This is a genomic window from Nonomuraea sp. CX421, assembly GCF_059358955.1.
Genome location: NZ_JCADBK010000001.1, coordinates 352,325 through 368,489, shown reverse-complemented (window position 1 = coordinate 368,489; position 16,165 = coordinate 352,325). Strand labels below are relative to the sequence as shown.

General features: G+C 69.9%; 17 protein-coding genes. 7 read left to right on the top strand and 10 right to left on the bottom strand.

Annotated elements, in window-relative coordinates; translation table 11 throughout:
• Positions 1-53: 53 nt before the first annotated feature.
• Positions 54-3,203 carry a type I polyketide synthase gene (locus AC5L3X_RS01715; protein ID WP_494854606.1) on the bottom strand — a complete coding sequence of 1,050 codons (3,150 nt, stop codon included), beginning with the start codon at positions 3,201-3,203 and terminating at the stop codon, positions 54-56.
• 255 nt (positions 3,204-3,458) lie between these two features.
• A complete protein-coding gene (locus AC5L3X_RS01710; RefSeq protein WP_494854604.1) occupies positions 3,459-4,304 on the bottom strand; it encodes a CAP domain-containing protein in 846 nt (281 codons plus the stop codon).
• A 415-nt stretch (positions 4,305-4,719) separates the two neighbouring features.
• Here AC5L3X_RS01710 and AC5L3X_RS01705 point away from each other — a divergent pair, with 415 nt between their 5' ends.
• Positions 4,720-5,520, top strand: a complete 801-nt coding sequence (locus AC5L3X_RS01705; RefSeq protein WP_494854603.1) for a hypothetical protein — start codon at positions 4,720-4,722, stop codon at positions 5,518-5,520.
• Between the two features lie 327 nt (positions 5,521-5,847).
• Positions 5,848-6,051, top strand: coding sequence for a cold-shock protein (locus tag AC5L3X_RS01700; protein ID WP_014179498.1), 204 nt, complete (start codon positions 5,848-5,850; stop codon positions 6,049-6,051).
• A 64-nt stretch (positions 6,052-6,115) separates the two neighbouring features.
• On the opposite strand, the gene AC5L3X_RS01695 is transcribed toward AC5L3X_RS01700, so the two are convergent.
• Entirely contained in the window at positions 6,116-6,478 is a 363-nt protein-coding gene (locus AC5L3X_RS01695; protein WP_494854602.1) for a MerR family transcriptional regulator, read from the bottom strand.
• Positions 6,479-6,932: 454 nt separating this feature from the next.
• Here AC5L3X_RS01695 and AC5L3X_RS01690 point away from each other — a divergent pair, with 454 nt between their 5' ends.
• Positions 6,933-8,084: an acyl-CoA dehydrogenase family protein gene (locus AC5L3X_RS01690; protein WP_494854601.1), complete on the top strand. Its 1,152-nt coding sequence runs from the start codon at positions 6,933-6,935 to the stop codon at positions 8,082-8,084.
• A gap of 155 nt (positions 8,085-8,239) precedes the next feature.
• Here AC5L3X_RS01690 and AC5L3X_RS01685 read toward each other — a convergent pair whose 3' ends face one another.
• From AC5L3X_RS01685 to AC5L3X_RS01665, 5 genes are all read right to left on the bottom strand, one after another.
• Complete coding sequence (locus AC5L3X_RS01685; protein ID WP_189122083.1) at positions 8,240-8,389, bottom strand: GPGG-motif small membrane protein; 150 nt, start codon at positions 8,387-8,389, stop codon at positions 8,240-8,242.
• Positions 8,390-8,443: 54 nt separating this feature from the next.
• Positions 8,444-9,589 (bottom strand): AI-2E family transporter, encoded by a 1,146-nt coding sequence (locus AC5L3X_RS01680; RefSeq protein WP_494854599.1) that lies wholly within the window; start codon positions 9,587-9,589, stop codon positions 8,444-8,446.
• 70 nt (positions 9,590-9,659) lie between these two features.
• Entirely contained in the window at positions 9,660-10,844 is a 1,185-nt protein-coding gene (locus AC5L3X_RS01675) for an FUSC family protein (protein ID WP_494854597.1), read from the bottom strand.
• Positions 10,845-10,899: 55 nt separating this feature from the next.
• Complete coding sequence (locus AC5L3X_RS01670) at positions 10,900-11,436, bottom strand: NUDIX hydrolase family protein (RefSeq protein ID WP_189122080.1); 537 nt, start codon at positions 11,434-11,436, stop codon at positions 10,900-10,902.
• Positions 11,437-11,505: 69 nt separating this feature from the next.
• A complete protein-coding gene (locus AC5L3X_RS01665) occupies positions 11,506-11,832 on the bottom strand; it encodes a helix-turn-helix transcriptional regulator (RefSeq protein ID WP_494854595.1) in 327 nt (108 codons plus the stop codon).
• A gap of 235 nt (positions 11,833-12,067) precedes the next feature.
• Here AC5L3X_RS01665 and AC5L3X_RS01660 point away from each other — a divergent pair, with 235 nt between their 5' ends.
• The 4 genes from AC5L3X_RS01660 (at position 12,068) to crcB (AC5L3X_RS01645) (ending at position 13,841) form a co-directional block, all read left to right on the top strand.
• Entirely contained in the window at positions 12,068-12,457 is a 390-nt protein-coding gene (locus AC5L3X_RS01660) for an STAS domain-containing protein (RefSeq protein ID WP_494854594.1), read from the top strand.
• Positions 12,458-12,619: 162 nt separating this feature from the next.
• Positions 12,620-13,129, top strand: a complete 510-nt coding sequence (gene crcB / locus AC5L3X_RS01655; RefSeq protein ID WP_494854592.1) for a fluoride efflux transporter CrcB — start codon at positions 12,620-12,622, stop codon at positions 13,127-13,129.
• The gene (locus AC5L3X_RS01650; RefSeq protein ID WP_494854591.1) at positions 13,126-13,476 is read left to right on the top strand and encodes a DUF190 domain-containing protein; all 351 of its coding nucleotides are present in this window, start codon (positions 13,126-13,128) and stop codon (positions 13,474-13,476) included. Before crcB (AC5L3X_RS01655) ends, AC5L3X_RS01650 begins: the two co-directional genes overlap by 4 nt.
• Positions 13,473-13,841, top strand: coding sequence for a fluoride efflux transporter CrcB (gene crcB / locus AC5L3X_RS01645; protein WP_494854589.1), 369 nt, complete (start codon positions 13,473-13,475; stop codon positions 13,839-13,841). Before AC5L3X_RS01650 ends, crcB (AC5L3X_RS01645) begins: the two co-directional genes overlap by 4 nt.
• Before the next feature lie 82 nt (positions 13,842-13,923).
• Here crcB (AC5L3X_RS01645) and AC5L3X_RS01640 read toward each other — a convergent pair whose 3' ends face one another.
• The gene (locus AC5L3X_RS01640) at positions 13,924-14,250 is read right to left on the bottom strand and encodes a DUF3040 domain-containing protein (protein WP_189122075.1); all 327 of its coding nucleotides are present in this window, start codon (positions 14,248-14,250) and stop codon (positions 13,924-13,926) included.
• Between the two features lie 70 nt (positions 14,251-14,320).
• On the bottom strand, positions 14,321-16,009 hold the full coding sequence (gene ctaD / locus AC5L3X_RS01635) for an aa3-type cytochrome oxidase subunit I (RefSeq protein WP_494854951.1): 1,689 nt from the start codon (positions 16,007-16,009) through the stop codon (positions 14,321-14,323).
• Positions 16,010-16,165 lie beyond the last annotated feature (156 nt).

The following is a 16,165-nucleotide window of genomic DNA, read 5'->3' as shown; positions in this document are numbered from 1 at the left end:
GCGGGCGGCGGTCCGCCCGCCTCTCGGCATCACGTGTCCGGTGGTCTGGCGCATTATTCGGTTGGGCGGTTCCACCGCTCGCCGAAGCAGGCCCGCCATTCTTCGGCGCCTCCGTCGGACGCGGTTCTGACCTGTTCGAGCAACTCACCCATCGGCTGCTCGGCCAGCAACGTTCGCGGCGACACCTCGATCCCCGGATCGGCCCGCAGGCTTCGGGCCAGCCGCGAGGCCATCAGCGAGTCCAGGCCCAGCGAGCGCAGCGGCCTGCGCGGGTTGAGCCGGGCGGCCGGCATCGACAACTCCTGAGCGATCCGCTCCACCACCCGCCCCACGACTCCGTCACCCTCCTGAAGCTCCGAACCCGTACGGCGACATCCATCCGAGGGAGCGGTGGGGATCGGCGCGCTCTCGTGGGATGACGAGGACGGCGAGGGTGGGGCGGAGGTGAACCAGTGGCTCTCACGTTGCCACGGATAGGACGGCAGGCGCACGGGCCGGCCCTCCGGGTAGAGGCGGCGCCAGTCCACCGGCCCGCCCGCGACGTGGATCGCGGCCAGCGACTCCCGCAGGGCGGGCCACGCGGGCCGGTCCCGGCGCAGCGAGGCCACGGCCGAGCCGGGGAGCCCGTGGTGGCGCAGGCAGTCGCCGATCGATCCGGCCAGGATGGGATGCGGGCTGACCTCCACGAACACCGTCGGCGCCGCCGCGGCCAGCCGACTCACGGCGGACTCGAACCGTACGGGCTCGCGGAGGTTGCGCACCCAGTAGCCGGCGTCGAGCTCCGCGCCGTCGGTGAAGCCGTCGAGCACCGTCGACCAGATCGGCACGTCCGGCGCGGCCGGCCGGAGGTCGCGCAGCTCCAGGAGCAGGTCCTGTCTGAGGTCGTCCACCTGCGGGCTGTGCGAGGCGAAGGCCACTTGGACCGTACGGTGGAAGACGCCCCGCCGGTCGAGGTCACGCGTGATCTCGCCGAGCGCCTCCTGATCGCCGGACAGGATCGTCGAGGACGGGCTGTTGAAGGCGGCCACCGCGACCCGGTCCTCGTGGCCGGAGAGCGCCGCGCGGGCGGCTTCCCCGGAGAGCCCCGCCGAGACCATCGCACCGCGCCCGCTGATCCGCTGGGCCAGCCCGCTGCGGCGGCAGATGATCGCGGCGGCGTCCGGCAGCCCGAGGCCGCCCGCCACGCAGGCCGCCGCCACCTCGCCCATGCTGTGCCCGATGACCAGGTCGGGTTCGACTCCGAGGGAGCGCCACAGCGCGGCCAGCGCCACCGACACGGCCCACAGGGTGGGCTGGATCTCGTCGGCGCGGTCCGACAGGGGAGCCGCGGCCCGCAGCCTGGCGAGCACCGACCAGCCCGCCTCCGCCTCGACCGCCTCCGAACACCGCCGCAGCGCCTCTTCGAAGACCTCGGAGGACGACAGCAGGTCGCGGGCCATCCCCGTCCACTGCGAACCCTGCCCCGGGAAGACGAACGCGACCCGGGGCGCGTCGCCCGACAGGTCGTCGCCGGCGATCACGTCGTCGGCCGCCCCCGCGCGTCCGTACTCGCGTAACGCCGAGGCCAGGGCGTCGTGCGTCGCACCTACGGCGACCAGCCGGCTCTCGTGGTGGCCGCGCCGCCGTGCCGCCGTGTAACAGATGTCGCGCAGGCTCGGCCGGCGTCCCGCGCCACCGGGCTCCAGGTAGCCGGCGGCCTGGCCGGCCGCCTCCCTCAACGCCTCCGGCGAGCGGGCCGACAGCGTGAACAGGTGCGCGCCGCCCACCGGCGGACGGCCCCGCGCGCCGACTTCCGCTCGGCCCCGCGTACCGACTTCCGCTCGGCCCCGCGTACCGGCTTCCGGGTGGCTCCGCGCACCGGCCTCCGCTTGGCCCTGGGCACTGGGCTCCGCTCTGTTCTGGACGTGCTCTCCGAGTACGACGTGCGCGTTCGTGCCCGAGATGCCGAACGAGCTCACCCCGGCGATCATCGGTTCCGGGCCGGTCGGCCGCCATGGGTCGGTCGGGAGCTCCAGAGCCGAGTCGTCACGCGTGATGGCAGGGTTCGGTTCGAGGACGTGCAGCGTGGGCGGGACGGCCCGGTGGTCGACGCAGAGCGCCGCCTTGATCAGCCCGGCGATGCCCGCGGCGGCCTCGGCGTGCCCGATATTGGACTTCACCGAGCCCACCAGGCACGGCTTCCCGGCCGGTCGCCCCTCACGCAGGATGTTGCCGAGGGCGGTCAGCTCCACCAGGTCGCCCACCCTGGTCCCGGTACCGTGCGCCTCGACGTAGTCGACGTCGGCGGCGTCCACCCCGGCGGCCTCCAGCGCCTGCCGCAGCAGGTGCTCCTGCCCGGCCACGCTCGGCGTCATGAGCTGCCCGTTGCTCCGCCCGTCGTTGTTGACCGCGCTCCCGTGGATGACCGCGTACACCCGGTCCCCGTCGGTGACGGCGTCGGGTAACGGCTTGAGGACGACGACGCCGACCCCGTCCGACCGGACGAACCCGTCGGCGGCGGCGTCGCCGAACTTGCACCGGCCGTCCGGCGCCAGCATGCCGGCGTCCGCGAAGGCCGCCCCCTCCTGATGGAGCAACGCCAGGTTGACACCGCCGACCAGGGCTGTCGTCGACTCGCCCAGCCGGATGCTCTGGCAGGCCAGATGGACGGCGGTCAGTGACGCGGAGCAGGCGGTGTCGACGGACACGCTCGGCCCACGCAGGTCGAGGTGGAACGAGACGCGTCCGGGCAGCGACGCCCGGAACTCGCTGCCGACCAGGCCGTAGATGTCGGGGTCGGCCTGCCGGCAGAGCAGCTCCCAGTAGTTGGAGGTCACCTGCCCCACGAACACGCCGGTCCTGCTGCCCGCGAGCCGGTCCGGGCACAGCCCAGCGTCCTCGATCGCCTCCCAGGCGGTCTCCAGGAAGAGGCGGAGCTGAGGATCCGCCTGCTGCGCCTCCCTCGGCGCCATGTCGAAGAAGCCCGCGTCGAAGCGGTCGATCGCGTCGAGCCGGCCGCCGTGCCCTGCTTCGGCGCCGTGCCCTGCTTCCGCTCCGTGCCCTGCTTCCGCGCCGTGAGCGCGTGCCGCGTCGCCGACGACGTCCACCCTGTCCATCAGCAGCCGCCAGAACTGGTCGGGCCCGTGCGCTCCCGGGTATCGGCACGCGATCCCGATGATCGCGATCTCCGTGGGCTTCCCGGGCTCGTGGTTGAGCCGGTCCATAACTGACCCCGTCCGCGTCGTTTCGGTGTCCATGTCGTGCAGCTCGCCCCAGTGCCCCGACTGCAGTGCCCAACGCGGTGCGCGGTATGCGTCATGGACGGAAGTCGTGGCGAGATTCCCTGTGACCTGCGGGACCCCGGAACAGAGACGCCCCGCGACGGGCGACCGTCACGGGGCGTCTCATTCACCCGCCGTGGGCTGGTGACTCTCGTACGCGTTCTTTCTGGCTTACCTGGCTTACCTGGCTTACCAGGCTTACTTGGCGGCGAAGTTCTGGGTCCAGTAGATCTGGCCCTTCGAGTTCTTGGCCGCGCCGACACCGATGAGGGTGTACTTGCAGTTCATGATGTTGGCCTTGTGACCGGAGCTGTTCATCCAGGAGGTCATCACGGCCGCCGGGGTGGACTGGCCCATGGCGATGTTCTCGGCCCAGCCGGAGCCACCGGTGAAGCCGGCGCCCCGGATACGGTCCATGAAGGTGCGGCCGTCCTTGGACGTGTGGCTGAAGTAGTTCTGGGTCGCCATGTCCGACGAGTGGCCGAAGGCGGCCTGGCGGAGCTGGGCGTCGTGCTTGAGCGGCTGGCAGCCGCCCTTCGCGCGCTCCACGTTGGTCAGCCGTACGACCTCGTTCTCCTCGGGCGTGCCCACGGTGCCGGCGGGCGGCGTCGCGGTGGCGGACGGCTTGGGAGTGGACGACGACGTGGTGGTGGGGGTCGGCTTGGGGGTGGTCGACGAGGTGGGGGAGGCCGTCGGGGTCGGCGTGCTCGGGGTGCACGTCAGCCGGGTGGCCCGGGACTTGCCGGTGTTGCCGCGATAGTCGGTGACCACCGCGTAGTAGACGCCGGGGGTGCACGGCAGGGTGACGGTGACCTTTCCGCCGGTGGTTCTCCTGGCCCCGCTCTTGATGACCGGATCGGTGCCGGCCTGGGCGCGCTTGACGCGGATGCGGACCAGTGCGGTGCTGTCACAGCCGCTACGGGACGCGGACGCCCGGATCCTGCCGTCGGCGGTGAGCGCCGGCTTGGCCACCTTCACCCCGCAGGCGGCGGCCTGCGCTTCCGTCGCGGCGTTGGCGCTGGCGACGGGCATACCGAGGGCCATCAGGCTTACGACGCTCGCGAGTACCCCAAGGGGTCTACGCATATGGGGGTTCCTCCAGTCGGATTGGACGCTGGATAGGCTCCGCATTCTGTCGGGGTGGGTCGCGCCTTGTCACGAAATTTCGGACATTTTTTGAGATTTGGGTAAACCAATGGGGCTCCAGAGGCGTCCCGCTCCGGTCTCCGCCCGGCTCCCCGCCCGTGTTCCGACCGGCTCCCCGACCGACCTACGACCGCCTCCCGGCCGGGGGCCGGCGCGTGCGTTCCAGCGGTCTGCAAGCCGCCCGCCGACTTTCAGCCCGCTATCGGCGGCTCTCGTCAGTGCCGGGCAAGGCACTCGCAGGTGGCGGAGCGCATAACTGGTACGAGACCCGGGGCAACGCCGGACCGGGAACACCACGAACAGGAGACCCCCCATGAAGCGCACCTCGCTCGGTCTGGCCGTCTTCGCGATCGCCGGCCTCGCCACCGCGGTCCCCGCCACGTCCGCCTCCGCCGCCACCACGGAGGCCGCCGCCACGTCCGCCGCCCTGGGCACCACCGCTGTCACGGGCGTGGCCACCGCGGCCAACACCACGGTCACCGCCGCGGACCCCGGCCCCGAGACCTGCCGCCAGGGTTACGTCTGGCGGGTCGCCCGGTCCTCCGACCTCGTCTGCGTCCTGCCGAAGACCCGCAGCCAGGTCGCCGCCGACAACGCCGCCAAGGCCGGCCGCTGGACCAACGGCGCCTACGGCCCGCACACCTGCGTCGTCCCCTACGTCTGGCGCGAGGCCTACAAGGGCGACGACGTGTGCGTCACCGGCACGCAGCGTGACCTGGCCGCCGCCGACAACCGGGCGAGCTCGGGCCGCAAGGTCCTGGCCAAGCTGTGGATCACCAAGTACACGGTCCCGCCCAAGGACAACGGCGACGGCACCGCCACCAGCACGTCCGTCGACGACATCGCCCGGCTCAAGCTGAACGGCAGCCACTACAACTTCGGCAAGGTCCAGCTCGTCATCCGGTGGAGCCACAACGACGCCGTCTACTGGCACGGCAGCGTGACCGCCAAGTCCAACGGCGGCTACCCGGGCGGCAGCTTCGGCTACAAGACCGGCAAGTTCGACTGCTCCGCCAAGAACAAGCCGTCCAACGCGTACGCGTACGCCTACGACACGATGTCGGGCCGCTACTCCGCCCGTGTCCCCGTCCGCATCGGCTGCGCGGTCCTCTGACCGTGCGCCGTTCCCTGCGGGGCCGGCCTTCCCCGTGGCCGGCCCCGCTCGCCGTCCTGACTACCCGTCCTGACCGCCGCCGTCAACCCGTACGGCGAGTCACTGTGCGAGGGCGAGCGGGGGGATCATGGGTTTGCCCCGTGCACGACGGGGCGCGTGCTAGACTCAGGATCAGTTGCAGTTTTGGTACCCATGAACTTTGTGTGCGCCTGGCGAATGTAACCCAGGCGCATTTTGTTTTGCCGGTCATTTCCGGATGGGTCATGGCGGCGACGTGGGATCCGTGAAGTGCGGATACCAGCTCTGCGCCTATCGAAGGAGAATGACATGGCGACTGGCACCGTTAAGTGGTTCAACGCTGAAAAGGGCTTCGGCTTCATCGAGCAGGACGGCGGCGGCGCCGACGTCTTCGCTCACTACTCCAACATCGCCGCTCAGGGCTTTCGCGAGCTCCACGAGGGCCAGAAGGTGAGCTTCGACGTCACGCAGGGCCAGAAGGGCCCGCAGGCCGAGAACATCGTTCCCGCCTGACGCGACGCACCACCTCGAGCCGGGGTCCGGACCTGAAAGGGTCTGGGCGCCGGCTCGTTCGTTTTCAGGGGCCTGTCGTCGGCGGCTCACGGAGATCGTGGACCTGGCGCAGCTCGGTGTTGGCGCGCTGAGCGTCGGCGAGCTGGTCTTCCAGGATGATGATGCGGCAGGCCGCCTCCAGGGCGGTGCCTTGGTCGATGAGCTCACGGACGCGGGCGGCGATCCGGAGCTGCCTGCGTGAATAGCGGCGGTGGCCGCCACCGGATCGCTGCGGCGAGATCAGCTCGGCGCTGTCCAGAGTGCGGAGGAAAGCCTGGGTGACACCCAGGATCTCCGCTGCCCGGCCCATGCTGTAGGCGGGGTAGTCCTCGTCTTCGAACTTGTCGTCGGGGAAGTTGCCCGGCGACTCGGCTTGAGCTTGATCCATCTAACCTTCCGTAACGCGAACGGGGGGCCCGGTGCGTGTGCACCGGACCCCGAGAGGTTCAACACCATCCGCCGGCCACTGGGCCGGCTCCTTGTGTCCGCGTCATCCCCCAAGGGACGGGACGCGGGGATCGCGTAAGCGAGACCGTAGACCACCTTCCAATCTGCGGGACCTGCGGTGACCCGCGCGGCGCTGGGCCGGCGACGGGCGATCCTGATGGCGCTCAACGCTCCCTTCTGTGTCTTCCACTTCACTGACAAGACTTCGGCGGCCCGTATGGCCGCTCACTGATGACTTTCTCCCGTTGCTTCGTTAGGAACTCTACTGGTGATGGCTGCGTATGTCTACATCGAGCGCTGTAGATTTTCTGCCTCTCGCTGGAAAGAGCCGAGGTCGATTGGCCGAGGCATCTGAGGGCACGTGATCAGCCTGTCTATCGTCAGGAGAGACCGCCGTGCACACAGGTGACTTCTACGACTACTTCGACCTGCTTGAGGACGACGAGAAGAAGATCGTCCTGCGCGTCCGCGAGTTCATGAACCAGGAGGTCGCACCCATCGCCGACGAGGCGTGGACCACCGCTAGGTTCCCCCACCAGCTGATCCCCAAGTTCGCCGAGCTCGACATCGCCGGCCTGCCCTATCGGGGGGCGCGCAGCCTGCTGACCGGATTCGTGGTGCTGGAGATGAACCGCGTGGACCCGTCGATGGGCACGTTCTTCGGCGTGCACAACGGCCTGGCCATGGGCAGCATCGCCCGGCTGGGCTCGGACGAGCAGCAGGAGAGATGGCTGCCGCCGATGAGCGACCTGACGAAGATCGGGGCGTTCGCCCTGACCGAGCCCAAGGGCGGATCCGACGTGGCGGCCGGCCTGCGCACCACGGCGCGACGCGACGGCGACAGCTGGGTGCTCAACGGCGCCAAGCGCTGGATCGGCAACGCCACCTTCGCCGATCTCATCGTGGTCTGGGCCAAGGAGGAGACGGACGGGCAGGTCAAGGGGTTCGTGGTGGAGAAGGGGACGCCGGGGTTCACCGCGACGCGGATCGAGAACAAGATCGCTCTGCGGACCGTGCAGAACGCCGACATCACCCTGACCGGCTGCCGCGTGCCCGACGCCAACCGGCTGCCCGGCGCCCGCACGTTCCGGGACACCGCGGCGATCCTTCGTCAGACGCGGGGAGGGGTGGCCTGGCAGGCCGTCGGCTGCATGATGGGCGCCTACGAACGGGCCCTGTCCTACGCCAAGGAGCGCGAGCAGTTCGGCCGGCCTGTGGCGGGCTTCCAACTGGTGCAGGACCTGCTCGTCCGGATGCTCGGCAACGTCACCTGCTCGCTCGGCATGGTCGTACGGCTCGCGCAGCTCCAGGACCAGGGCGTCTACAAGGACGAGCACTCGGCGATGGCCAAGGCGTTCTGCACGGCCAGGATGCGGGAGGCGGTGGGCTGGGGCAGGGAGATCATGGGTGGCAACGGCATCGTCCTCGACTACGGCATGGGCAGGTTCGTGGCCGACTCGGAGGCGATCTACTCCTACGAGGGCACGCGCGAGATCAACACTCTGATCGTGGGACGCGCGATCACCGGCCTCGGCGCCTTCGTCTGAACCGGAGCGTCCGAGCCCGGGCCGGCCAGCCCGGGCGTCGGAGCTCGGGCGTCGGCGCCCGGGTCCGCCGGACATGCCGGACCGCGCCTGGAACGGCTCATCCAGGCGCGGCGCCGGCGACTCGTTCCCCGTGTCCGGTGACCGGGGAACGAGGGTCAGACATTGAAGATGCTCACTCCTCCTGGGCCGACCAGCAGCCCGAGAACGATGAGGACGATGCCCCACAGAATGTCGCGGCGGGCGATGAGTACGTAGACGCCGGCGATGACCAGTACGACGGCCAGAATCCAGAGCAAGGTAGCCATGACCTATTGCTGCCCTGAGCTTGAGGGGTAAACCTCAGGAGGGTAATGGTCTGGTCAGTGACGTTCCTGCCGGGGCAGCACGACCTCCGCCGTGATCAGCTGGAGCGCGGCGGCGGCCGGGATGGCGAGCAGCGCGCCGACGACGCCGAGCAGGGTGCCACCGATCAGGGCGGCGACGATGGTGGTGGCGGCCGGCACGTCCACGGACGACTTCATCACCCGGGGCGCGATCAGGTAGTTCTCGATCTGCTGGTAGACGACGAAGAACACCAGCGTGGCGATGGCGACCGGGAACGATACGAAGAGGGCGACCAGCGTGGCCACGGCCGCGCCGATCCCCGCTCCGATCAGCGGGATCAGATCGGTGATCGCCACGATGATGGACAGCGCGAGGGCGTAGGGCACTCCGGCGATCGACAGGAACATGAACGACGTCACGCCGGCGATCAGCGAGATCAGCAGGTTGCCGGCCACGTAGCCGCCGACGCGCTGGAGGATCTCGTCGCCCAGCATCTGCACGCGGGTCCGGCGGCTGCGGGGGATCAGCCGGTAGCCGTACCTGGTGATGGAGGGCAGCGCGGCGAGGAAGTACAGCGTCAGGATCAGCGCCGTGATGGCGGAGAAGACCGCGCTGACCAGCAGGGTGGCCGCGCCGAGCAGCCCGCCGAAGAGCTGCTGCCCCAGGTTGCCGCTGAGCAGATACTCCTGCGCCCGTTCCAGCAGCCCGTAGCGCTGGTCGAGCTCGCGCACCTGCGGGTTGTTCTGCAGCTGGGTGACGTACGTGGGCAGCTGCTCGACGAACTGGCCGGCCTGTGCCGACAGGGCGGGCACGGCGGCCAGGGCGAAGATCACGAAGAAGGCGATCACCGTGACGAACACGATGGTGATCGCGAGCACGCGGGACAGGCCGCGTTCCTCCAGCCATTCCACGAACGGGTTCAGCCCGACGGCGAGGAACAACGACACCACGATCAGGATCAGCACGGAGACGGTGGATGCCAGCGCCTGGACCAGCAGCCAGGCCGTCAGCACACCAAGGGCGGCGTTGAAGCCGAACAGGAACGGGTTGCCGTTGAACGGGCGGCCGGGCCGGCCGAAGGGCAGCGCGGTGGTCGTGGAGGTGGGCGCGTCGCCGTCGGACGACGCGACCTGCGGCGAGGCCGACGACGCGGAGGGTTTGGGCGCGGGGGTTTCCGACACGGGGGGGCTCCTCGGGGTGACGGGCCCTCCACTGCCCCGCGGAGCGGGTTCTAGCCGTGTTCCGGTGGCGTCACAGGCCCGGCGCCGCCTCGGGTTCGCCGGCGAGCAGGGTCATGATGCGGTGGGCGTCGGTGAGCAGGCTGCCGCTGATCGCCCAGCCGGCGGGGTGGTCGACCTCGCCCGCCTGGATCTCACTGGTCATCCGCTCGTGGATGCGGGTCGCCTGCCTGTCGGCCCGCGACAGCAGCTCGCGGACCCGTTCGGGGTCGTCGGCGTGCCGGATCTGGCTGGTCAGCAGGTCGGCGAGCAGGTCGAGCAGGTCGGCGTAGTCGCGGGCGTAGGCGTCGCTGAGGTCGGACGGGTCCGGCCGCGAGGTCCCGGTGGGGTCGAGATGGGTCAGGGCGTGCACGATGGCGTGGAGGTGCACGCTGACGCCGGTCATGGTGCGCAGCAGAGCGGCGTGGTCACGGTCGGCCTGGCGGCGCAGGCGGCGTAACTGGTAGTGGCGCAGGTTGTAGCGGCGGCTCTCGGCGCTGTCGGCGACGGCGGTCCTCGCCTCGGCCAGCCGGGAGTCCAGCCGGGCGGCCTGGCGTTCCCAGTTGGGGGCGCCGGACAGGTCCCAGCCGTGGCGCAGGCTCTCGGCCATGTCGCGCAGCAGGTCCGACTGGTGTTTGGCCAGGCGGCGGAAGGCCAGGTCGGGGCGCTCGCGGTAGAGCGGCGGCCACAGCACGGTGTTGACCACCGCTCCGCACAGGGCGCCCAGGGCGGTGGCGATGATGTAGGCGAGCAGATAGCGCTCCTGGGAGGCGGCGCCGAAGGAGAGCATGAGCACGGCGGTGGTGGCCACGTCGGTGCCGTGCCGTCCCATCCGGTGCCAGCGCGCGGCGACCAGCGCGGGCGGGATCACCAGGACGAGGCTGAGCGCGCTCAGGCCGAGCAGGTGCCCGATGCTGCCGGCCAGGATGACCCCGGCGGCGACCGCGCTGACCCGGCGCAGGCCGTTGGTCAGAGTCTGGTAGACGGTGGCGTGCACCATGATCACGGCGGTCGCCGGGGCGAACCAGATGCTCTCGCGCGGCAGTAGCCGGTCGGCGAGGAACCAGGCGGTCACCGCGGCCAGCGTCGCCTTGGCGACCTGGCGCACCTGGAGCCGCTGCTGCGAGCCAGGGCGGCCGAGTCCTCTCAGTTGGGTGCGGATGTAGCCGAGTTCGTGGCGTACGGTTTGCCGCAGGTTGCCGAGCCAACGGGACCTCATATCGCGACATTTAACGATAGATCGGTTAGATGCAAGCCGCCGCCCGGGATGACGCTCAGCTGAGCCGGCCGACGTGGGCCAGTGCCTGCTTCAGCAGGACGCCCTGCCCGCCGGCCATCTCCTCCTGCACCATCGGGGAGCACGCCTCCTCCGGCGTGAACCAGACGAGGTCGAGCGCGTCCTGGCGGGGACGGCAGTCACCTGCCACCGGAACGATGTACGCCAGCGACACGGCATGCTGACGGGGATCGTGATAGGGCGTCACGTCGCGCGACGGGAAGTATTCGGCGATGGTGAACGGCTGCGGCGACGCCGGCACGTGCGGCAGCGCCACGGGGCCGAGATCCTTCTCCAGGTGGCGCAGCAGGGCGTCGCGCACCCGCTCCTGGTGCAGCACCCGCCCGGAGACGAGGGCCCGGCTGACCGCCCCGTCGGCGGAGATCCGCAGCAGCAGGCCGACATGCGTCACGACCCCGGTGGCGTCGACCCGCACCGGCACGGCGTCCACGTAGAGGATCGGCATCCGCCCCCGCACCGACTCGAGCTCCTCGGGGGCGAGCCATCCGGGCCGGGTCTCGGTATCTTCGATCATTCGTCGATCGTACGTGCAGGTCGGGCCGGAGCGGCGAGGCGGGGAGCGGGCAGGCGGCGGGCCGCTCGGTCACCGCTGGTCGCCCGGCGGCTGCTCGTCGTCCCGGAGATCCCGGTGGGTGAACATGTCGATCAGCACCTGCACCGGCACGTCCGCCTCGGTGGGGTGGCGGAAGTGCTGGCGAGGATCGATGCTGTAGTTGTTGCGTCGTCCGATCCGGATGCGTTGCAGATAGCCCGCGTCCTCCAGGTCGGAGACGATGCCCTGAGCCGCTCGTTCGGTGATGCCGATGGCGGCGGCGATGTCCCGGAGGCGAGCCTGTGGGTCACGGGCGATCACGAGCAGGACACGAGCGTGGTTGGTCAAGAACGTCCAGGAGGATGGCGTTTCCGGCATCTTGCCCTCAGGTGGAATTTCGGATCTTCGTCACAGGACCTGGGGGCCCTTACCCGAAGATTTTATACTGAAAAATTCTTCCGGTAATCTTCTTCTGACGTTACCGTTGACGAGGACCCCCGTCCCCGTTTCGAAGGGGCCGACCTTGAGCATCCGAGTTGTGTGTGGCAGGCGCGTGCCGCGCCCGAGCAGCGTGTCCGCGAGCCTCGACGAGCTGGTCGTCTAGGTGCGCGCCATGATGTCGACGGACAGCGACGACGCCGTTCGCTCACGTCGTGACGACGCTGTTCGCGCACGCGGTGACATCGCCTCCGGCGGCGTGCCGGCCGACGAGGTGCTCTACGTCGACGAGATCCTGCGCATCTCCTGCGCCATGATCGCCGGCTCGACCGTGGTCCGGCTGGTGGGCGAGGTCGACGCCACCAACAGCGGCGCGCTGCGTCGTGCGCTGGCCCGAGCCCTGCGGTTGGATCGCCATCTCGTCATCGACGCGGGCCGGGTCGTCTTCATCGACGTGTCGGGGGTCCGCGAGCTGGTCTCCTTCGTCCAGGAGACCCGGGTGCGTGTGCACAACGTGCCGTCCCAGATGCGCCGCCTGCTGCACATGCTGCGCCTGGGCCTCTGAGCTCGCCAACCGCACACCCCCGGATCGAGCGCGGCGGACGGTACGTAGACTTGGAGAACCCGCCGGTGATGGATCCCGCCGGGGCGGCTCGCCGCCCGCACCGCCCACGTGGCTGATGGTTCCTGACTCAGGTCAGCGACGCGTGTCCAAGGGGGGATGAAGGTGACCTCGCGACCGGCCCACGACCGGCTCGGCGGCTTCCGGGGCCGGCCGGCCAAGGATGTGTTCCAGATACGCGCGCGTACCCGTGACAGGCGGGCCGCCCGGGTGATCGCGGTCATCGCGCTGGGCGGCGGTCTCGGCAGCGTGGCCCGTTACCTGGTCGGCGAGGCGGTGCCGGTCGCCGCCGGCGGCTTTCCCTGGGGCACGTTCCTCGTCAACGTGACGGGCTGCTTCCTCCTCGGCCTGCTCATGGTCTTCGTCCTGCACGTCTGGCCGCCCACCCACTACGTACGTCCCTTCCTCGGCGTCGGGTTCCTGGGCGGCTACACGACCTTCTCGGCCTTCACCGCCGAGATCGTCCTCCTGGCCGACGACGGGGTCTGGACGCCGACCGACCTCTACGCGCTGGACAGCCTGCTGGCCGGGCTGGCGGCCGTCTGGTTCGGGACGGTGCTGGGCCGAGTGGTGGCCGGCCTGCCGCGGCGGCGGGCCGAAGGGAGCCGACGATGAGACTGCACGGCAGCGCGATGCGGCTGACCATCCTGATCGGCGAGGACGCCCAGTACAAACAGCGCCCGCTCTACTCCGAGATCGTGCGCCGCGCCCACAACCAGGGGATGGCCGGCGCCAGCGTGTTCCGCGGGATGGAGGGCTTCGGCGCCTCCTCGCTCATCCACACCGACCGCATCCTGTCGCTCAGCGACGATCTGCCGATCGCGATCGTCATCGTCGACAACGAGGAGCGGATCAACGAGTTCGTGGCCCAGCTCGACGAGCTGGTGACCGAAGGGCTCGTGATCATGGACCGGGTGGAGGTCTACCGCTACGTCGGCCGGCCGCCCTGGGCGGCCGGGTGACGGTCCTGCTCGTGTTCCTCGGCGGCGCCATCGGCGCGCCGGCCCGTTACCTCATCGACCGCTACGTGCAGAGCCGCCGTCAGGGCGTCTTCCCCTGGGGCACCCTCACCGTCAACGTCCTCGGCTCGCTCGTCCTCGGGTTCCTGCTCGGCATGAGCGCCGGGGTGGGACTGCCCGCACAGGTCCTCCTGCTGGTCGGCACCGGCGTCTGCGGCGCCCTGACCACGTTCAGCACCTTCGGCTTCGAGACCCTGCGGCTGCTGGAGGAGGGGGCGGTGACGGAGGCCGTGCTCAACGCCGCCGGCAGCCTGGTGCTCGGCGTGCTGGCCGCGTTCGGCGGCTACCTGCTCGGCGGGCTGCTCTGAGGCCGGGCGTCGGCAACCGTCCGGCGGGCTGACGGCGGGCGTTCGCCGGCATCTGTCCGAGTGGCGCTGACGGCAGGTGTGCTCACCGGCAGCTGTCCGAGCGGGCCGATGCCGGTGGTGGGTTGGGCGCCGGGTACGGGGCTCCGCTGCTGGAGCTGCCCGTACGCGCGGGCGTGGGGCAGGCGCGACCGGCGTGCAGCACCACGATCACCGGCAGCACGGCCAGCAGGAGCGCGGCGATGAGCACGCAGACCATCTCCATCCCGCTCACGTGCGAGGAGAACCGGCGCGGGCCCTCCTCGGCGGCCGCGTTGAGCGCGTCGATGCGGCGGGCGAAGGCCTGGTCGCACTCACGCAGGCCCAGCTCGATCTCGGCCAGGATCCGCCGCTCCCGGTGCGACAAACTCATGGTCCGGGCCCCTTCCGGAGACCCGGGCGCGCGTGCCGGCCGGTCGCGGGCGGCGGTGGGAACCAGGGCGTCAAGGCCGGTACCTCCTCGCGGGTGCCACGGTGAGCTGCGTGCTGGGGTCGCCGTGCGGATGGCGTAGGTCGAAGGCGGGCCGCTCGGAGCGGATGGGCGGCATCGAGGTGAAGTTGTGCCGGGGCGGCGGGCAGGAGGTGGCCCACTCCAGCGAGTTGGCGAACCCCCACGGGTCGTCCACCTTCACTTTGGGCGCGTGGCGCGCGGTGTGCCAGACGTTGTAGAGGAACGGCAGTGTGGAGAGGCCGAGCAGGAAAGCACCCAGCGACGAGATCTCGTTGAGCGTGGTGAACCCGTCGATCGCGCTGTAGTCGGCGTAGCGGCGCGGCATGCCGATCACGCCGAGCCAGTGCTGGACCAGGAAGGTCGTGTGGAAGCCGATGAACAGCATCCAGAACTGGATCTTGCCCAGGGTGTCGTTGAGCATCTTGCCGGTCATCTTGGGCCACCAGAAGTAGAACCCGGCGTACATCGCGAACACCACGGTGCCGAAGACCACGTAGTGGAAGTGGGCCACCACGAAGTAGGTGTCGGTGACCTGGAAGTCGAGCGGCGGCGAGGCCAGGATCACCCCCGTCAGGCCGCCGAGCAGGAACGTCACCAGGAAGCCGACCGTGAACAGCATCGGTGACTCGAAGGACAGATAGCCGCGCCACATGGTGCCGATCCAGTTGAAGAACTTCACACCCGTGGGCACCGCGATCAGGAATGTCATGAACGAGAAGAACGGCAGCAGCACCTGCCCGGTGCCGAACATGTGGTGCGCCCAGACGGTCATCGACAGGCCCGCGATGGCGATGGTGGCGCCGACGAGGCCGACGTAGCCGAACAGCGGTTTGCGGGAGAACACCGGGACGATCTCGGAGATGATGCCGAAGAACGGCAGCGCGATGATGTAGACCTCGGGATGGCCGAAGAACCAGAACAGGTGCTGCCAGATCATCGCCCCGCCGTTGGTCGGGTCGAAGACGTGGGTGCCGAGCTTGCGGTCGGCCTCGAGCACCAGCAACGCGGCGGACAGCACGGGGAACGCCATCAGCACGAGCATGCCGGTCAACAGCACGTTCCAGGTGAAGAGCGGCATCCGGAACATCGTCATGCCGGGCGCGCGCATCCCGAGGATCGTGGTGATGAAGTTGACCGAGCCGAGGATCGTGCCCAGGCCGGCCAGCGCCAGTCCCATGATCCACAGGTCGCCGCCCGTCCCGGGGGTGAAGACCTTGTGCGACAGCGGTGTGTACGCGGTCCAGCCGAAGTCGGCGGCGCCGCCGTTGGTGAAGAAGCCGGACAACGCGATCAGCCCGCCGAACAGGAACAGCCAGTAGCTGACCGCGTTCAGTCGTGGGAAGGCCACGTCCGGGGCGCCGATCTGCAGCGGCATCAGCACGTTGGCGAACCCGGCGAACAGCGGGGTGGCGAACAACAGCAGCATGATCGCGCCGTGCATGGTGAACAGCTGGTTGTAGACCTGCTGGCTGACCAGCTGCAGCTCCGGCCGGGCCAGCTCGGCCCTGATGACCATCGCCATGATGCCGCCGGCGAGGAAGAAGACGTAGGAGGTGATCAGGTAGAGGTATCCGATGACCTTGTGGTCGGTGGTCGACAGCCAGGCGGCGATCTTCCTGCCCTTGCTCGTCCTGGGCCGGGCCGGTGAGGTCGGCGGTTCGTCGGCCAGCGGCTCGTAGATGGTCACCGGGAAACTCCTTCCGCCGTGGTGGCGGGTGTCGCGATCGCCGGCCGTGTGCCGTCCTGAAGCGGCTGTCCCGGCCCCTCGACCGGCGACCAGCCGTATGCGGGGATTACCCCCGTCCACCAGGCGCTATGCCTGTCCGTGGGCGCGTCG